Source organism: Streptococcus sp. S1, assembly GCF_034137685.1.
In the GTDB taxonomy this organism is placed as follows: domain Bacteria; phylum Bacillota; class Bacilli; order Lactobacillales; family Streptococcaceae; genus Streptococcus; species Streptococcus dentalis.
The window spans coordinates 77,608-95,189 of the sequence record NZ_CP139418.1 but is presented as its reverse complement, the minus strand read 5'-3'; the positions used below and the strand labels follow the sequence as shown (position 1 = coordinate 95,189).

The window sequence follows — 17,582 nt, the reverse complement described above, 5'->3', positions numbered from 1 at the left end:
AAATCAAAGGAGTACCATCATGGTAGAATTGAATCTGAATCACATTTATAAAAAATATCCAAATAGCGAACACTACTCAGTTGAAGACTTCAACTTGGACATCAAAGACAAAGAATTTATCGTTTTCGTAGGTCCTTCAGGATGTGGTAAATCAACTACTCTTCGTATGATCGCTGGTCTTGAAGACATCACAGAAGGTGAATGTTCGATCGATGGTACTGTTGTAAACAACGTAGCACCTAAAGACCGTGATATTGCCATGGTATTCCAAAACTACGCTCTTTACCCACACATGACTGTGTACGATAACATGGCATTTGGTTTGAAATTGCGTAAATACAGCAAGGAAGATATCGACAAACGTGTACAAGAAGCAGCTGAAATCCTTGGTTTGAAAGAATTCTTGGATCGTAAACCAGCTGACCTTTCTGGTGGTCAACGTCAACGTGTGGCCATGGGACGTGCGATTGTCCGTGACGCAAAAGTGTTCTTGATGGACGAACCTTTGTCAAACTTGGATGCTAAACTTCGTGTATCGATGCGTGCTGAAATCGCGAAAATCCACCGTCGTATCGGTGCTACAACCATCTATGTAACCCACGACCAAACAGAAGCGATGACACTTGCGGACCGTATCGTTATCATGTCTGCTACTAAGAACCCTGCAGGTACTGGTACAATCGGACGTGTGGAACAAGTTGGAACTCCTCAAGAAGTGTACAAAAACCCAGTAAACAAATTCGTAGCTGGATTCATCGGAAGCCCTGCAATGAACTTCATCAATGTGAAATTAGATGGTGATCACATCGTGGCTAAAGACCTTAACTTGAAAGTTCCAGAAGGTACTTTGAAAGTTCTTCGTGAAAAAGGATATGAAGGAAAAGAAATCATCTTTGGTATCCGTCCAGAAGACGTGAATACAGAATCTGCTTTCCTTGAAACATTCCCAGAATCAGTAGTAAAAGCAACCATCTCTGTTTCTGAATTGCTTGGTTCTGAATCTCACTTGTACTGCCAAGTTGGTGACAACGAATTCATCGCTAAAGTGGATGCGCGTGACTACCTTGGAACTGGTGAAACTATCGAACTTGGATTTGACTTGAACAAAGCTCACTTCTTCGACAAAGAAACTGAAAAAACAGTATACTAATACGTACTGACACTGTAGAGACTGAGACGATATGTCTCAGTCTCTTTCATTTTAAGGAGACAAAACATGGAAAAAGACTGGTGGAAGGGGAAGGTCGCTTATCAGATCTACCCAAAAAGCTTTAAAGACAGCAATGGTGATGGCGTTGGGGATTTGAAAGGAATCACGGAAAAACTCGATTACCTTCAAGACTTAGGGATTGACATTCTCTGGTTATCTCCTATTTACAAGAGTCCGTTTATTGACCAGGGCTATGATATTTCCGACTATTATGCCATTGATCCTATTTTTGGGACTATGGAAGATATGGAAGAGTTGATTGCGGAAGGCAAGAAGCGGGGCATTTCCATCATCATGGACTTGGTGGTCAACCACTGCTCCAGTCATCACGAATGGTTCCAAAAAGCTCTAGCGGATCCAGATGGCCCTTATGCAGACTACTTTTATTTCATCGAAAGTGACAAGGAACCCAACAACTGGGAAAGTTACTTTGGAGGCAGTGTCTGGGAGCCGGTTCCTGGCACCAACAAATACTATCTCCATTCTTTCCACAAGGATCAGCCAGACCTTAATTGGCAAAATCCTGTCTTGCGCGAAGAAATTTACACCATGATCAACTGGTGGTTGGACAAGGGAATTGCGGGCTTCCGGATCGATGCCATTATCAACATTAAAAAAGATCTAGAATGGCGTTCACTTCCGTCTGATCGCAAAAATGGCTTGGTTCCAGTACCAGAATCGCTGGTCAATGCCCAACCGATTGAACCTTTCTTGCAAGAGTTAAAGGAGCGTACTTTTGCCAAGTACAATGCCTTCACAGTAGGGGAAGTTTTCAATGAAACCGACGAAGAGTTGCACTTTTTTATTGGAAAAGATGGTGTCTTCTCCTCGATCTTTGACTTCAAACAAACCATGCTGGGGCAAGAAGGAAAAGGCTGGTTTGACCACAGTCTTCCAACAGCAGATGAACTCAAGGAAAGTATTTTCCAAGCCCATGAGCGCGCGGATAGCATTGGGATCCTCTCTACCATTATCGAAAATCATGACGAACCTCGTGGTGTGTCCCACTATATCGCGGAAGGTTCAGTAAACAATACCAGTAAAAAAGCCCTGGGAACCATTCAAATCTTGCGCAAGGGAATTCCTTTTATCTATCAAGGCCAAGAAATTGGAATGGAAAACCAAGTCTTTGAATCGGTGGAAGATTTTGATGATATCGCGACCATCAATGGCTACCATGTGGCTAAAGAAGCTGGTTTGAGCGAGGAAGAAGCCTTAGCAGTTATCGCCAAATACAGCCGGGATAATGCACGGACACCCATGCAGTGGTCAAGAGAGCCAGGTCTGGGCTTTAGCGATGGGTCAGCCTGGTTGATCAGCCCAAAACCAGATGTTGCCATCAATGTGGAAGATCAGGAAAAGGATCCCAATTCCATCTTGAATTATTATCGCCAGCTGACCGCCTTGTACCGCCATCCCCTATACGGAAATACCATTCGGTTTGGAGATATGATCCCGGCTTATCGGGACCGTGAAAACATCATTGCTTTCGAACGCCGTGGGGACAAGCGTCTCTTGGTGATTAGCAATTTCCAAAATCGTGAGGCCACCCTGGAGTTGCCAACTCCGATTAAAACGGTCGTTTTAAATAATACTGCAGGATTATTCCAAGAAGGAGAGCAAGTGCTCGAATTGGCCCCTTACCAAACTGTTGTGTTGGAATTGGTGGAATAAGAAGAACCTTCGCATCTGCGAAGGTTCTTTTCATAGCATCCAAGTCTAAACCTGGAACTTACTCAACTTCCTTCTTTTTCAAGAGGAGGAGGCCACCGCTAACGGCTAGCAAGAAGCCTAAAAATTTTAAAATTAGAATTCTTATCGCTTTGAACATAAAAAATGAGAGAACTATTTTGGTTCTCTCATTTTTGTAACGTCTTATCAACCTACTACAGTTGACAAAGAGTCATTTTATCTAGTATTTATTGTTTATTTACGAGATGATTTACGTTTCAAAGAGACTGCACCTACTAACGCAAGTACTCCTGAGAATACAAGGCCAGTTGCCACAACTTCACCAGTACTTGGAAGAAGTGATTTGTGACCACCACCGTTTCCTGATGATTTGGCTAGGCTTTCTTCCTTACTATTTTGAAGTGCTTCTTGGGTTGTAGGGGATTTCCAATCATCTTTGCTACCTTGATTTTCTGACGTTGCAGGATTTTCTGTAGTTCCAGGATTTTCTGGCGTTGCAGGATTTTCTGGCGTTGCAGGATTTTCTGGCGTTGCAGGATTTTCTGGCGTTGCAGGATTTTCTGGCGTTGCAGGATTTTCTGGCGTTGCAGGGTTTTCTGTAGTTCCAGGGTTCTCTGTAGTTCCAGGATTATCTGGTGTTCCAGGATTATCTGGAGTTCCAGGGTTATCTGGTGTTCCAGGGTTATCTGGTGTTCCAGGGTTATCTGGTGTTCCAGGGTTATCTGGTGTTGCAGGGTTATCTGGAGTTCCAGGGTTATCTGGTGTTCCAGGATTATCTGGAGTTCCAGGGTTATCTGGAGTTCCAGGATTATCTGGTGTTTCTTCAGTTGTAGTTGTAGTCAAAGTAGTTGTAGGCTCTTCAGTCGTTGTTGTTGTTGTAGAAGTAGTCTTAGGCTCTTCAGTCGTTGTTGTAGTTGAAGTAGTTGTAGGCTCTTCAGTCGTTGTTGTAGTTGAAGTAGTTGTAGGCTCTTCAGTCGTTGTTGTAGTTGAAGTAGTTGTAGGCTCTTCAGTCGTTGTTGTAGTTGAAGTGGTCTTAGGCTCTTCAGTTGTTGTAGTTGAAGTAGTCTTAGGCTCTTCAGTTGTAGTTGTAGTCAAAGTAGTTGTAGGCTCTTCAGTTGTAGTTGTAGAAGTAGTTGTAGGCTCTTCAGTTGTTGTAGTGGTTGAAGTAGTTGTAGGCTCTTCAGTTGTAGTTGTAGAAGTAGTTGTAGGCTCTTCAGTTGTTGTAGTGGTTGAAGTAGTTGTAGGCTCTTCAGTTGTTGTAGTGGTTGAAGTAGTTGTAGGCTCTTCAGTTGTTGTAGTTGTAGTTGTAGAAGTAGTTGTAGGCTCTTCAGTCGTTGTTGTAGTTGAAGTAGTTGTAGGCTCTTCAGTCGTTGTTGTAGTTGTAGAAGTAGTCTTAGGTTCTTCAGTTGTAGTTGTAGTTGAAGTAGTCTTAGGTTCTTCAGTTGTTGAAGTTGAAGTAGTCGTAGTAGGCTCTTTAGTTGTTGTAGTTGTAGAAGTAGTCGTAGTAGGCTCTTCTGTTGTTGTAGTTGAAGTAGTCTTAGGTTCTTCAGTTGTAGTTGTAGAAGTAGTTGTAGGCTCTTCAGTTGTAGTTGTAGTGGTAGTGGTAGTGGTAGTTGCCTCTTCACTTGTTGTTTCTTCAGGCTGCCAAACACGTACGTAATCTACAAGCATATCAGAACGCGAACCGTCTAGATAACTATCAATATGTTTAGTAGCGTCGGTGAAGTTGCGTGGACTATTATTTCCATCTTTAAGAAACGATCCTCCAACAATATGAGTAAATCGAAGGGCCATAGTGTTATCTGGGTCTACAAAAGGAGTTTTCACATTCAGTTTATTATAATCAACCGTGTGAAATGGCTTACCGTCATAAATAAAAGTCATTTTATTACTTTGTTTTAGGACGCCATATGTATGAAAATCAGTTTGTGTGTCACCATTATTAGGGATACGCTTTGCGTTCTGTTGACTATAATCAGCATTAACTTTAAACGGTGAATGAACATTAGCTTGTAAGTAATTCGGATCATATCCTTTAGATTCTAGGATATCAATTTCACCACTAGCAGGCCAATCTGGATACTTTGTACCAAACATCCAGAATGCTGACCAGGAAGACTCACTCATAGGCAATTTGACACGAGCTTCAGCATAATAATCACCCTTAAACGCTACCTTAACATTGCCCTTAGAATCCACGGTTTGGATTGCGCCAGATGTGAATGGAGCAGGATATTCTTCTATAACCTTACCATTTTTATCCAATCTCGTGTTTGTTCGAGGGACGGTTTCCATTTGGTTTGTTTCTGAATTCCATTTTTCGCGCGTTGGTGAGTAGCGAGCTGTAAGATGCAAGACACCATCAGATACTGAAACATTTTCTGGTTTATCAGTAAAATGCATTTGAGTTTTAGCCCTAGTATCGAAAGAAGAATACAGATAACCCCATTTTGTTTGGTCTAACTCATTTCCGTTAAACTCATCATTCCATAACACGTTGTAATTAGTAGGTACTCCTTCAGGCAATGTATACTTAGGTAATTCACTATCTTTACCGGACTCAGCGTAGGCTGTATTTATTGAAGTAAAAAAGTTGCTACTTAAAATAGTGCTGGCACCTAAAATGATTAGTCCTATCCTAAGTTTTTTGTACTTACTAGGAATATTTTTCATAAATATCCTCCTATTTTCAAATTTTTAAATGATAAATTCATTTAAGAGAAGGTTTAAAATAAATATATACTACTTAATATAAATTAAAACTATACTCTCTACTCATTTTATCATAATTAAAGATATTTTCAATTATTAGTTAATAATAATTGTTAAATAATTTGATTTTTCTAATAAAATTATATCATATATACAAAAAAAAGAAGTGGTGTATTACATTAATGACGGGCAAGATCATTTCTATGTAATTTAATTAAGGGTTATAAAAAGAATAGCAAAAAGAAAAGTCCCATAAGACCTATAATGAAAAGTGACCAAACCATCATTGGAAAGATTCTTATGACAGCTATCGCAGAAAGTCTGTCTGTCTCTACTTCAACAGTCATTCGTAAATTGAAAGAATTCAAATTCAAGACAGATTTATCTTTCCTTCTAACTCACATGTCTTGGGATGAATACAGCTTCAAGAAAGGGTTGATGAGCTTCATTGCACAGGATTTTAATTCCAGAAAGATCGTAGCTATTCTGGATGGGCGGACTCAAGTAATTATTCGCAATCATTTCCTTCGCTATTCTAGACAGGTGAGAAGTCGAGTGAAAGTCATTACCATGGATATGTTTAACCCCTACTACGATATTGCCAGAAAACTTCGCTTTCGAATTTCAAGGCTCAGGCTGAAACAGTCCCCCAGACTGTTTCACTCCCAAACGCTAAAATCGTTCTGGATCATTTTCACATTGTACAACATCTAAGTCGTGCTATGAACCGTCTTCGCATCCAAATCATGAATCAGTTTGATCGGAAATCGCACGAATATAAGGTACTGAAACGTTACTGGAAACTCATTCAACAGGATAGTCGTAAACTCAGCGATAAACGTTTTTATCGCCCTACTTTTCGCTCACACTTGACCAATAAAGAGGTTCTAGAAAAGTTGCTTTCATACTCTCAAGAACTTAGACAGTACTACGACCTCTATCAACTATTACACTTTCATTTTCAAGAGAAACAAGCTAACCATTTCTTTGATCTTATTGAAGAAGCGATTTCTTGTGTAAATCCTATTTTTCAAACTGTTTTTAAGACCTTTTTGAAAGATAAGGACAAGATCATAAACGCACTGGAACTGCCATACTCAAATGCAAAACTAGAGGCTACTAATAACCTCATTAAGGTCATCAAGCGCAATGCTTTTGGCTTCCGGAACTTTGAAAACTTCAAAACTAGAATCCTCATAGCTTTGAACATCAAAAAGGAGAGAACCATTTTGGTTCTCTCCTTTTTGTAACGTCTTATCAACCTACTACAGTTGACAAAGAGTCATTTTATCTAGTATTTATTGTTTATTTACGAGATGATTTACGTTTCAAAGAGACTGCACCTACTAACGTAAGTACTCCTGAGAATACAAGGCCAGTTGCTACAACTTCACCGGTACTTGGAAGAAGTGATTTGTGACCTCCACCGTTTCCTGATGATTGGGCTAGGCTTTCTTCATTACTATTTTGAAGTGCTTCTTGGGTTGTAGGGGAATTCCAATCATCTTTGCTACCTTGATTTTCTGGTGTTCCAGGATTTTCTGGCGTTGCAGGATTTTCTGGCGTTGCAGGATTTTCTGGTGTTGCAGGATTTTCTGGTGTTGCAGGGTTTTCTGTAGTTCCAGGATTTTCTGTAGTTCCAGGGTTTTCTGTAGTTCCAGGGTTTTCTGTAGTTCCAGGATTTTCTGTAGTTCCAGGGTTTTCTGATGTTTCTTCAGTTGTAGTTGTGGTTGAAGTAGTCGTAGGCTCTTCAGTTGTAGTTGTGGTTGAAGTAGTCGTAGGCTCTTCAGTCGTTGTTGTAGTTGAAGTAGTCGTAGGCTCTTCAGTCGTTGTTGTGGTTGAAGTAGTCGTAGGCTCTTCAGTCGTTGTTGTGGTTGAAGTAGTTGTAGGCTCTTCAGTCGTTGTTGTAGTTGTTGTAGTTGTAGGCTCTTCAGTCGTTGTTGTAGTTGAAGTAGTCGTAGGCTCTTCAGTTGTTGTTGTAGTTGAAGTAGTCGTAGGCTCTTCAGTTGTTGTAGTTGAAGTAGTCGTAGGCTCTTCAGTTGTTGTAGTAGTTGTAGTAGTTTCTTCCGTGGAAATTGGCTGCCATACGCGTACATAATCTACAAGCATATCTGAACGAGAACCATCACGGTAACTGTCGATATGTTGAGTAGCATCAGTGTAGTCACGGCCACCAGGCGTTCCGTCTTTTAGGAATGAACCACCAACCATATGACTTAGACGTAAAGTCATACCATTTTCAGGATCAGCTAATGGATTTGGGTCCTTAATGTCCTTCATTAGAACAGTTCCCTTAAGCTCTCCATCATAATAGAAGTTGACACTATCCTTAGTCTTTAAGACTCCGTATGTGTGGAAGTCAGACTGTGTATCTCCATTATTAGAAATTTGCCTTTGGGTTTGTTTGCTATTTCTAGCTCCCTCTGATTTAGGTGTATGGGTATTGGCTTGTAGAACGCTTGGATCATATCCTTTTGATTCAAAGACGTCGATTTCACCATTACCAGGCCATTCCTTGCGATTCGTACCAGTTAACCAGAAAGAGGACCATGATGATTCACTCATTGGTAATTTGATACGAGCTTCAGCATAGAAATCACCTTTAAAAGATGCTTTTACCTTACCTTTGTCATTAAAAGTATTAATGGCTCCAGATGTAAACGGTGCAGGGTATACTTCTACTTTCCCGTCTTTGTCTTTTCTGGTATTTGTTCTTGGAATAGTTTCCATTTGTTTAGTAGCTGAGTTCCACCTTTGTCGTGTTGGTGAGTAAAGCGCTGTTAGATGCAGAACTCCATCGGACACTGAAACGTTTTCCGGATTATCAGTATTGTGCATTTGAGTTCTTGCAGCAGTGTCAAAACTTGAATAGGCATAGGCCCATTTTGATTGGTCAAGTGTTGTACCATTGAATTCATCGAACCATGTCAAGCTATAACTGTTAGGATCGATGTTGGGAGGAGTGATTGGTAGAGGTTTGTTTGTTGATTCATTACTTACGCTAGAATCAGCATTTACTGTACCAGATGAAGCTAAAAAACTAGTGCACAGAATTGTAGCTACTCCTAAAAAATTCAATCCTACACGAAACGATTTGTGTTTAGTAGGCATATTTGCCATGCGTAGTACTCCTATTTTATATTGTAGTTTTGAAGGATCTTTCAGATAAAAATCTGCAAAACAATTTTCAAAAATTGTTTTCTATATTACGTTACCGTTGTGTATATTTTTATGAAAAATATCTTATTTATATTATTGTAAAAATATATCACTACGTATTATCGAATACCCTCTTATTCTACCATAAAGAAATGTAATTTTCAATTATTTGTTTTTAAAATTTTAGGATAAGAATATGAATGCACGGAAACTTTCTTATCAATGCAACCATTCAAAGTTACGAATAGCCTCATCGCTTTGAACAACAAAAGAGGAGAGAAGCATTTTTGTCCTCTCCAGCTTGTCATTTTTCATCAACTCAATACAGTTGATAAAGAGCTGTATTTGATTGTCGTTATATTTTTTGTATTCATCTATTCTGTCTCCTGATGAAATTGTTGGTAAAAATCAACCTTGATCTGGATGAAATTTTCTAAGTCTCTTAACAACTGGAGCAAGGTGGCGCGTGTTTCAAATTCTTCACGGGTCTTGGGAAGAGGGCGTTCGCGAAAGATCGCCAAATACTGACTAATATCATCTAGAAGATCTTGGGCAGGATTTTCCTGACTTAACTGTTGGGCCGTCTTCTTAAAAAGTTGAGCAAGGATTATGCTTTCACTCGCAGCTAACAGACAACGGTTGACGTTTTCTGCCATATCCCGCAGGATATCATTTTGCCGCTTGCGCATTTCAAAGTAGTGAATATGGTAGTTGGTTTGGTGAAAGAGGTGGTTGGAATGGTCCAGATAAACTAGCTTCAAAGCGTCCTTTAGGATACCGTCCAATTCCTTGATCAAGCGAGCATCATTGCGACCATCCCCTTTACCAAGTAATTCCGCAAAACGACCAAGGATCTTTTTCAGTTGGTCTTCGACAACATCGTGGTAGTGATCGATTGCTCCCTGGTTAGAGGGCATATAGAGATTGGCCAGCAAGGCAAAGCTGGTCCCAATTAAAAAGAGAGCAAGTTCATTGAGCAAGAGTCCCCAGGAAGTAGACTGCTCAATTAAGAGATGGGTGACCAGCACCGTACTTGGCGTGATGCCGATTTGCCAGCCCAATAGAAAGGCACCAGGAACATAGAGAGCGATAAAGGCTCCCAATGCCCAGAGGTTGAACCCTAAAAAGGAAAAGGCGAGACTTCCGATAGCAAGGGCCAACAAGGTCGACATAAAGCGCTGGTAGGCCTGCTTGATGGTACTGCGACGCGTATCAGAGATACTCAAGATGGCAATGATGCCAGCTGAGATGGCATAGGTCAAGCCCAGAGCATAAGCAAGGGCAGCTGCTAAACAGGTGGCCAAGGTGAGCTTGATGGTTCGTTGAAAAAGAGGCATGGCTTCCTTTCTATTTTGTTGGTTTCGCTGAGATAGATTTCATTTCATTATATCATGAATTGGCCTCATCCTCCTTTCTTATGGTATACTAGTTCTATGGAAAAAAACGATATCGTATACGGTGTCCACGCAGTCACCGAGGCTTTACAAGCCAATACAGGCAATAAATTATATATTCAAGAAGACCTTCGAGGAAAAAATGTCGACAAGATCAAGGCCTTAGCAGCTGAGAAAAAAGTGTCGATTTCTTGGACGCCAAAGAAAACCCTGCAGGAAATGACGGAAGGAGCTGTTCACCAAGGCTTTGTTCTCCGTGTGGCAGCCTTTGCTTACACAGACTTGGCAGCGATTCTGAAACAGACAGCCAAAGAAGAGAACCCTCTTTTATTGATTCTCGATGGCTTAACAGATCCGCACAATCTTGGATCTATCTTACGGACAGCTGATGCGACCAATGTCTCAGGAGTCATCATTCCTAAGCACCGGGCGGTTGGGGTAACCCCAGTGGTTTCTAAAACTTCTACCGGAGCAGTGGAACACATTCCCATTGCGCGTGTGACCAATCTTAGCCAAACCTTAGACAAGCTAAAAGAAGAAGGCTTCTGGATCTTTGGGACCGACATGAACGGCACGCCATCGCATCAGTGGAATACGGCTGGCAAGTTAGCCTTGATCATTGGTAATGAAGGAAAAGGGATCTCAGCCAATATCAAAAAACAAGTTGATGAGATGATCACCATTCCCATGAATGGCCATGTTCAAAGCCTCAATGCCAGTGTGGCAGCAGCCATTCTCATGTATGAGGTCTTTCGCAACCGACTATAACTATACTATAATAGTAGAAAGGCAATGATATGAAACGAAAAATCTTATTGGTTGACGGCTATAATATGATTGCCTTTTGGCAGGAGACCCGCCAGCTCTTTCAAAAAAGTGAGCTCGATGCAGCCCGCAACATCCTTCTGCAAAAGCTGAGCCACTATGCTAGCTTTGAAGGGATCGAAGTCATCTGTGTCTTTGATGCCCAGTATATGCCAGGAGTGCGACAGACCTATGAGGAGTTCAATGTTCAGGTGGTCTTTACCGGCGAGGATGAGACGGCAGATGACTATATCGAGCGCTTGGCGGCAGAGCTTAACACGCCCCTCCACCAAGTATCGGTAGCGACCAGTGACTTAAATGAGCAATGGACCGTCTTTGCTCAAGGGGCCCTTCGGGTATCTGCCAGAGAGTTAGAAAAACGGGTCGCAGTTGTCAAAGGGAATCTCAATCATGCGCAGCGAGTGGTGAACGATCAAAAACCACCCATGCGACCGCTCGATCACGAAGTATTGCGACAATTACAAGAAATGATGGGAGACAAGTAATGACATTTGCTATTTTAACCGATTCGACCGCAGATTTAGATCAGAACTGGGCCAAGGAACACCAGGTGACCATTCTTGGATTGACCATTGAGTTAGATGGGACGGTTTACCAGACAGTAGGCCAAGGTCAATTGACCAGTCCTGAGCTTTTAGAAGCCATGAAAAATGGGGCCAAACCTACAACCAGTCAGGTCAATGTGGGCCAATTTCAGGAAACCTTTGAACAATTTGCCAAAGAAGGGAAAGACCTGCTTTATGTAGCCTTTTCATCGGTCTTATCTGGGACTTATCAGAGTGCAATCATGGCACGAGACCTGGTTTTAGAAGACTACCCGGAAGCCGTGATCGAGATTGTCGATCCGAAGGCGGCTGGGATTGGAGAGGGCTACCTGGTTATGCGATCAGTAGCTGCGCGTGATGCAGGCCGTTCATTAGCAGAAGCCAAGGAAGAAATCATGGACTTAGCGCCAAAACTGCGGACTTATTTCCTCGTCGATGACCTCTACCACCTCATGCGTGGAGGCCGTCTCTCAAAAAGTGCCGCGATCATGGGAAGTTTGGCCAGCATCAAACCCATTCTCTGGATTGATGCGGAAGGGAAATTAGTGCCAATTAGCAAGGTTCGGGGACGCAAAAAAGCTGTCCGGGAATTACTGGAGCTGATCAAAGCAGATATCGGTGAAGGTACAGCCTTGGTATCTTATACCAACGATCTAGAAGGAGCCGAAGTACTGAAGGAAGAAATGCTTGCGCTTGAAGGCATCGATGAAGTCCTTGTGATGCCTCTTGGACCAGTTATTTCAGCTCACGTCGGCCCGAATGCCTTGATCGGATTTGTCATTGGAAAAGAAAATCGTAAATAATTTTCCAAATCGGTTGACTTTTATCTTAGAATTTTGATACAATAGTAGGCGGTATTGTTTACCCCATTTGTAAGGCCCCGGAACCTTTCAAATAACTCGCGGACCGGAACATCCGCCCTGTAAACAAAAACGACATTCATATAGGAGAAATCATGAACAAAACTACATTCATGGCTAAACCAGGCCAAGTAGAACGCAAATGGTACGTTGTTGACGCAACTGATGTACCTCTTGGACGCCTTTCAGCAGTTGTTGCTAGCGTGCTTCGCGGAAAAAACAAACCAACATTCACACCTCACACTGATACAGGTGACTTCGTAATCGTTATCAATGCTGAAAAAGTTAAATTGACTGGTAAAAAAGCAACTGATAAGATCTACTACACTCACTCAAACCACCCAGGTGGATTGAAATCAATCTCTGCTGGTGAACTTCGTTCTAAAAATGCAGTACGTTTGATCGAAAAATCAGTTAAAGGTATGCTTCCACACAATACTCTTGGCCGCGCTCAAGGTATGAAATTGAAAGTATTTGTTGGAGCTGAGCACACTCACGCTGCACAACAACCAGAAGTTCTTGATATTTCAGGACTTATCTAAGGAAAGGAACAATAAAGTATGTCACAAGCACAATATGCAGGTACTGGACGTCGTAAAAACGCTGTTGCACGCGTTCGCCTTGTTCCAGGAACTGGTAAAATCACTGTTAACAAAAAAGATGTTGAAGAGTACATCCCACACGCTGATCTTCGTTTGGTCATCAACCAACCATTCGCAGTTACTTCAACTGTAGGTTCATACGACGTTTTCGTTAACGTTGTAGGTGGTGGTTACGCTGGTCAAGCAGGAGCTATCCGTCACGGTATCGCTCGTGCCCTTCTTCAAGTAGATCCAGACTTCCGCGATTCATTGAAACGCGCAGGACTTCTTACACGTGACTCACGTAAAGTTGAACGTAAGAAACCAGGCTTGAAAAAAGCTCGTAAAGCATCACAATTTAGTAAACGTTAAAACTTATTTAAACTTATTGAAAGCATTTCGTATCAAAAATACGGGATGCTTTTTCTGTTCACCCCAAATTTTTGTAACTAGGTGATACTTGAAATTAATACAAATTTGGTTGTTTTTGATAAATCTAAGCAACACTAAATGATGAAGTGAAAGGGGATGAATCTTTGATAGTATTCATTTATTGTGAAATATGATATATTTATTAATTAGATGGATGAATACTTCTAGAGTTAAATATAGCATAATAGGGACAGACTTTTTGGTTTATTTTTGTTTGTAGTCGGATTATGAAAGAATATCCAATATTATGCGATAAGATAGAATGTTACAAAAAAGAAAGGGGATGCAATCCGATGAAGAAAGACAGATTAATTGTATTGACAGATGCTGTTCTAGCAATTATTATGACCATCTTGATTTTAGAGTTAGAAAAACCAACAACACCAAGTCTTGAAGCTTTTTGGGATTTACGGCAAAATTTCTTTGCTTGTTTTCTTTCCTTTTTCTGGTTGGGATCGTTATGGATGGCACTAAACACATTATGGGAAAAGGTTGAGAAAATTTCCTCAGAAATTATTTGGTGGAATTTGTTTCTACTCTTGGAGCGGCAGGAGTTCTCTTTGGAGAATTTCATGCCATCCAAGATACCAGTCTGAATGATGTGGTGGACCGGATCTATATAAATGTCAAGGATTTACCGTTTCAGTCCTTGGGAGCTTTAGCTAATATCCTGTCTGATGTTAAGAAGGGACTGATTCAAGACAGTCATATCTGGTCTTTCTTCCAGTCATTTTTCAAACAATATCAGTTGATAATCAGCTTAAATCAGATCTATCAGTTTGTCTATCTTTCTCTGATGGAGATCATGTCCTATCTTCACTTTGATTATTGGAAAAAACGGCTCGGTCAGGAGCTAGTATGAATAAGGAGAACAAATGAGACGTTTAAAAATGTTATGGCATATTATACAGGTTACGGGTTTTACTCGGTTTGCTCTGAGTTTTGTGACCTTTGTTTTTGGGTCAGGAGGCGTGCTTTTCCTAGTTGAACCTGCTATCACAAATTACGGAGACGGTCTTTGGTATGCTTTTGTGACTTCGACGACTGTCGGCTACGGGGATCTCCTAGCTGTGACCTTGATTGGAAGGATTACCAGTGTCTTCTTGACGATTTATGGGCTCATATTTTTTGGCTGTTTATCAGCTGTTATTATTAATTATTATACCGATTTAAATAAGGAAAGAGGAGAGGACAAATGACTGCCAATTATTCAACACGGGAATACCGTGAGAAATTATACGATGACCTTCATGTTCGATTGAGAGATACAGCGATTTTGATGTGTGCAATTTTTATTGCCTCTATCGGTCTAAATATGAATTCAACAGCTGTTATTATTGGAGCCATGTTAATTTCACCTCTCATGACACCGATTGTTGGACTGGGATTCGGTTTAGCTATTTTTGATACGCGTTTAATCAAGCAATCTCTAGAGGTTTTATTGACTCAAGTGTTGGTCAGTTTGCTTGTCTCGACTCTGTATTTCTGGATTTCTCCCTTGTCTTATGCAAGTAGCGAGTTGATCGCACGAACCTCTCCAACCATTTGGGATGTTCTCATTGCTATTGCTGGTGGGATTGCTGGTGTGATCGGTTCAAGGAAAAAAGAAGCAAACAATATCGTGCCAGGAGTAGCCATTGCTACAGCTTTGATGCCGCCTATCTGTACTGCTGGCTATGGTTTAGCTAATGGGAATGTACGATTTTTATTGGGGGCTCTCTATCTTTTCTTGATCAACTGTGTCTTTATCATGCTAGCCAACATTGTTGGAACAAGAATTTTGATGAGAAAATCTCCTTTAACTTCATTTAAAGAGCTGAGCATTAAAATGAGAATTGGCTTGATTTCTTTGATTGTATTGTTGATTCTTCCAGCTAGCTATTCGGCAGTTACTCTGACAATAGAACAAGCGCGCAAAGAAGGGATCAAACAGTTTGTAGGAAAAGAGTTCGCCAATTATACGGTTATTAATCAAGTCTACAAGTCAAGTAACAATGAATTGGTCTTGACGGTTGTTGGAGATCCGATTTCAGAAGAAGAATTAGAAACACTCCACCAAAAACAAGCCTCTTACGGTATTCAATCTGTTCAATTGAAAGTGAATCAAGTTCAGAACTCGCCAACATTAGATAGTGAAGCGACCAAGGAATTTTATGAAAACATTGACAAGTATATTGATCAAAAACTCTCTGAAAAAGATTCACAAAACGATCTCGTAAAAGAAAATGAAGCAGACAAGGATTGAGGACAATGAACTGAATCGGTTTTTACGCCGTGTTTTTCTTGTATCTTCCTCTTTCTTACTTATAGCAGGTTGTTTTTGCTTGAATAAGAAATAAATTAGAAGTTCTATCATCTAAGAAAAATGATGAAAAAAATCATTTAACTAATGGTGTGAACGTTTAGTGTTTATCAGCTCCATTCTCTGTAATTTTGGGGGTAAAATCCACACCATTTAGATAAAATTAGTTGAATTTGATTGGAAAAACGCTTTTATAAAAGCGGAGAAAAGTCTTGATATTACGCTGTTTTTAGTCCAACTGAAATTCATACTTTCCAAACCAGGCTTGAAAAAAGCCCGTAAAGCGTCACAATTTAGTAAACGTTAAAACTTATTTATACTTATTGAAAGCATTTCGTCTAATACGAGATGCTTTTTTTCTGGTTTAATTTTACAAATTGGGAAAATTAAAAAGTACAAATTAATGAAGTGATTATTGATAAAAATAGTTAATAATTGGTTAAACAAAATATATAACTCGTTTATAAATTTATAGAAATGAACCATTATAAATCTCCTCTTAAATATTGAAAAAATCATTGGCAGTGGACATACTTTAAGACTATATATTTCTGAAACTAGTTTCACAATACAAATATTGACATGCAATTATTAATTGGTGGATTTTAAGTTGACATCTACAAAGTTTAATGTTAGAATACATTCAAAAATATATTTGAATGAGGTGTTTTATGATTCAAAATATTGTTACTTCAATAATCCTGTATTCTGGGACAGCCGTAGACTTACTTATTATCCTAATGTTATTTTTTGCCAAAAGAAAAAGCAGAAAAGACATCATTAACATCTATTTAGGACAATTTCTAGGCTCTGTTAGTCTAATATTCCTAAGTTTGCTTTTTGCATTTGTCTTAAATTATATTCCTAGTAAAGAGATTTTAGGTTTACTCGGTTTGATTCCAATTTTCCTAGGCCTCAAAGTTTTGCTTTTAGGAGATTCTGATGGAGAAGCTATTGCAAAAGATGGTTTGCGAAAAGACAATAAAAACCTGATTTTTCTAGTCGCTATGATTACTTTTGCAAGTTGTGGCGCTGACAATATTGGTGTCTTTGTCCCATATTTTACCACCTTAAATTTAGCGAATTTGATAGTGACTTTACTTACTTTTCTAGTCATGATTTATCTCTTGGTTTTTTCTGCCCAAAAATTAGCACAAGTCCCTTCTGTTGGAGAAACTTTGGAAAAATATAGCAGATGGTTTATTGCCGTTGTCTATTTAGGATTGGGGATGTATATCCTGATTGAAAACAACAGCTTTGACATGCTATGGGCTGTGTTAGGCTAGGAGAAAAAATTATGAAAAAAGATAGTATCTGTCAAGTGGATGTTATAAATCAACAAAATGTTACAACCGCAACGAACTACCTTGAAAAGGAAAAAGTCCAAAAATCACTTCGCATTTTATCAAAATTTACCGATAATAAACAGATAAATATCATCTTTTATCTCCTTGCCGTCGAAGAACTCTGTGTCTGCGATATAGCCTGTTTATTAAATCTCAGTATGGCATCTGCCTCCCACCATCTTCGTAAACTAGCCAATCAAAATATCTTGGACACTAGAAGAGAGGGGAAAATTATATATTATTTTATAAAGGATGAGGAAATCAGAGATTTTTTTAATCAACTAGGATAACAACTATTTTTACTACTTTTCCATGATTATAGGGAGATTATAATCGTTGTTGTTTCAACGGTAGCAAACTGGTTTTTACATAAAGTAATTGATAAACCCAATATAGATCAGAAAGAATTACTTGAAGCTACCGCACAATATAGAAAGTTATTGATACCTGACCTAATAATTAAATGAGTGGGATTGATTCTATCCTTAATTGTCTATCCTCCGATTATGATGTATAGTGTTTTA

General features: G+C 39.8%; 16 protein-coding genes and 1 pseudogene. 14 read left to right on the top strand and 3 right to left on the bottom strand.

The window, feature by feature from the left end:
• Positions 1–19: 19 nt before the first annotated feature.
• Together SM121_RS00455 and SM121_RS00450 are read left to right on the top strand one after the other, a co-directional pair.
• Positions 20–1,150, top strand: a complete 1,131-nt coding sequence (locus SM121_RS00455; RefSeq protein WP_003004342.1) for an ABC transporter ATP-binding protein — start codon at positions 20–22, stop codon at positions 1,148–1,150.
• Between the two features lie 66 nt (positions 1,151–1,216).
• Positions 1,217–2,884, top strand: a complete 1,668-nt coding sequence (locus tag SM121_RS00450; protein WP_151379145.1) for an alpha-glucosidase — start codon at positions 1,217–1,219, stop codon at positions 2,882–2,884.
• 252 nt (positions 2,885–3,136) lie between these two features.
• Here SM121_RS00450 and SM121_RS00445 read toward each other — a convergent pair whose 3' ends face one another.
• Positions 3,137–5,575 (bottom strand): glycoside hydrolase family 16 protein, encoded by a 2,439-nt coding sequence (locus SM121_RS00445; RefSeq protein WP_320910941.1) that lies wholly within the window; start codon positions 5,573–5,575, stop codon positions 3,137–3,139.
• Between the two features lie 306 nt (positions 5,576–5,881).
• Here SM121_RS00445 and SM121_RS00440 point away from each other — a divergent pair.
• Positions 5,882–6,864 (top strand): annotated as a pseudogene (locus SM121_RS00440) (transposase); the annotation flags it as partial.
• A gap of 55 nt (positions 6,865–6,919) precedes the next feature.
• Here SM121_RS00440 and SM121_RS00435 read toward each other — a convergent pair.
• On the bottom strand, positions 6,920–8,734 hold the full coding sequence (locus SM121_RS00435; protein WP_320910940.1) for a glycoside hydrolase family 16 protein: 1,815 nt from the start codon (positions 8,732–8,734) through the stop codon (positions 6,920–6,922).
• Between the two features lie 413 nt (positions 8,735–9,147).
• Positions 9,148–10,110 (bottom strand): aromatic acid exporter family protein, encoded by a 963-nt coding sequence (locus SM121_RS00430; protein WP_320910939.1) that lies wholly within the window; start codon positions 10,108–10,110, stop codon positions 9,148–9,150.
• Positions 10,111–10,206: 96 nt separating this feature from the next.
• On the opposite strand from SM121_RS00430, the gene rlmB reads away from it, so the two are divergent.
• The 11 genes from rlmB to cadX all read left to right on the top strand — a co-directional run bounded on the left by rlmB (position 10,207) and on the right by cadX (position 17,348).
• Complete coding sequence (gene rlmB / locus SM121_RS00425; protein ID WP_320910938.1) at positions 10,207–10,935, top strand: 23S rRNA (guanosine(2251)-2'-O)-methyltransferase RlmB; 729 nt, start codon at positions 10,207–10,209, stop codon at positions 10,933–10,935.
• 29 nt (positions 10,936–10,964) lie between these two features.
• Positions 10,965–11,477, top strand: coding sequence for an NYN domain-containing protein (locus SM121_RS00420; RefSeq protein ID WP_320910937.1), 513 nt, complete (start codon positions 10,965–10,967; stop codon positions 11,475–11,477).
• A complete protein-coding gene (locus SM121_RS00415) occupies positions 11,477–12,340 on the top strand; it encodes a DegV family protein (protein WP_320910936.1) in 864 nt (287 codons plus the stop codon). The genes SM121_RS00420 and SM121_RS00415 overlap by 1 nt, the downstream gene beginning before the upstream one ends.
• A gap of 152 nt (positions 12,341–12,492) precedes the next feature.
• Positions 12,493–12,939: a 50S ribosomal protein L13 gene (gene rplM / locus SM121_RS00410; protein WP_002876943.1), complete on the top strand. Its 447-nt coding sequence runs from the start codon at positions 12,493–12,495 to the stop codon at positions 12,937–12,939.
• Between the two features lie 18 nt (positions 12,940–12,957).
• Complete coding sequence (gene rpsI, locus SM121_RS00405; RefSeq protein ID WP_000075969.1) at positions 12,958–13,350, top strand: 30S ribosomal protein S9; 393 nt, start codon at positions 12,958–12,960, stop codon at positions 13,348–13,350.
• A gap of 353 nt (positions 13,351–13,703) precedes the next feature.
• A complete protein-coding gene (locus SM121_RS00400; protein ID WP_004240734.1) occupies positions 13,704–14,006 on the top strand; it encodes a TMEM175 family protein in 303 nt (100 codons plus the stop codon).
• Positions 13,931–14,272 (top strand): hypothetical protein, encoded by a 342-nt coding sequence (locus SM121_RS00395; RefSeq protein WP_000397556.1) that lies wholly within the window; start codon positions 13,931–13,933, stop codon positions 14,270–14,272. Before SM121_RS00400 ends, SM121_RS00395 begins: the two co-directional genes overlap by 76 nt.
• Positions 14,273–14,285: 13 nt before the next feature.
• The gene (locus tag SM121_RS00390; protein ID WP_001253404.1) at positions 14,286–14,609 is read left to right on the top strand and encodes a potassium channel family protein; all 324 of its coding nucleotides are present in this window, start codon (positions 14,286–14,288) and stop codon (positions 14,607–14,609) included.
• Complete coding sequence (locus SM121_RS00385; RefSeq protein ID WP_000126416.1) at positions 14,606–15,655, top strand: DUF389 domain-containing protein; 1,050 nt, start codon at positions 14,606–14,608, stop codon at positions 15,653–15,655. Before SM121_RS00390 ends, SM121_RS00385 begins: the two co-directional genes overlap by 4 nt.
• 728 nt (positions 15,656–16,383) lie before the next feature.
• Entirely contained in the window at positions 16,384–16,998 is a 615-nt protein-coding gene (locus tag SM121_RS00380) for a CadD family cadmium resistance transporter (protein ID WP_002911684.1), read from the top strand.
• Between the two features lie 11 nt (positions 16,999–17,009).
• Positions 17,010–17,348, top strand: a complete 339-nt coding sequence (gene cadX / locus SM121_RS00375) for a Cd(II)/Zn(II)-sensing metalloregulatory transcriptional regulator CadX (RefSeq protein ID WP_000711078.1) — start codon at positions 17,010–17,012, stop codon at positions 17,346–17,348.
• Positions 17,349–17,582 lie beyond the last annotated feature (234 nt).

What these genes read in the sequence shown, in the direction of transcription:
- SM121_RS00455 (WP_003004342.1), top strand. Translation starts at nt 20, where the DNA reads ATGGTAGAATTGAATCTGAATCACATTTATAAAAAATATCCAAATAGC.
- SM121_RS00450 (WP_151379145.1), top strand. Translation starts at nt 1,217, where the DNA reads ATGGAAAAAGACTGGTGGAAGGGGAAGGTCGCTTATCAGATCTACCCA.
- SM121_RS00445 (WP_320910941.1), bottom strand. Translation starts at nt 5,575, where the DNA reads ATGAAAAATATTCCTAGTAAGTACAAAAAACTTAGGATAGGACTAATC.
- SM121_RS00435 (WP_320910940.1), bottom strand. Translation starts at nt 8,734, where the DNA reads ATGGCAAATATGCCTACTAAACACAAATCGTTTCGTGTAGGATTGAAT.
- SM121_RS00430 (WP_320910939.1), bottom strand. Translation starts at nt 10,110, where the DNA reads ATGCCTCTTTTTCAACGAACCATCAAGCTCACCTTGGCCACCTGTTTA.
- rlmB (WP_320910938.1), top strand. Translation starts at nt 10,207, where the DNA reads ATGGAAAAAAACGATATCGTATACGGTGTCCACGCAGTCACCGAGGCT.
- SM121_RS00420 (WP_320910937.1), top strand. Translation starts at nt 10,965, where the DNA reads ATGAAACGAAAAATCTTATTGGTTGACGGCTATAATATGATTGCCTTT.
- SM121_RS00415 (WP_320910936.1), top strand. Translation starts at nt 11,477, where the DNA reads ATGACATTTGCTATTTTAACCGATTCGACCGCAGATTTAGATCAGAAC.
- rplM (WP_002876943.1), top strand. Translation starts at nt 12,493, where the DNA reads ATGAACAAAACTACATTCATGGCTAAACCAGGCCAAGTAGAACGCAAA.
- rpsI (WP_000075969.1), top strand. Translation starts at nt 12,958, where the DNA reads ATGTCACAAGCACAATATGCAGGTACTGGACGTCGTAAAAACGCTGTT.
- SM121_RS00400 (WP_004240734.1), top strand. Translation starts at nt 13,704, where the DNA reads ATGAAGAAAGACAGATTAATTGTATTGACAGATGCTGTTCTAGCAATT.
- SM121_RS00390 (WP_001253404.1), top strand. Translation starts at nt 14,286, where the DNA reads ATGAGACGTTTAAAAATGTTATGGCATATTATACAGGTTACGGGTTTT.
- SM121_RS00385 (WP_000126416.1), top strand. Translation starts at nt 14,606, where the DNA reads ATGACTGCCAATTATTCAACACGGGAATACCGTGAGAAATTATACGAT.
- SM121_RS00380 (WP_002911684.1), top strand. Translation starts at nt 16,384, where the DNA reads ATGATTCAAAATATTGTTACTTCAATAATCCTGTATTCTGGGACAGCC.
- cadX (WP_000711078.1), top strand. Translation starts at nt 17,010, where the DNA reads ATGAAAAAAGATAGTATCTGTCAAGTGGATGTTATAAATCAACAAAAT.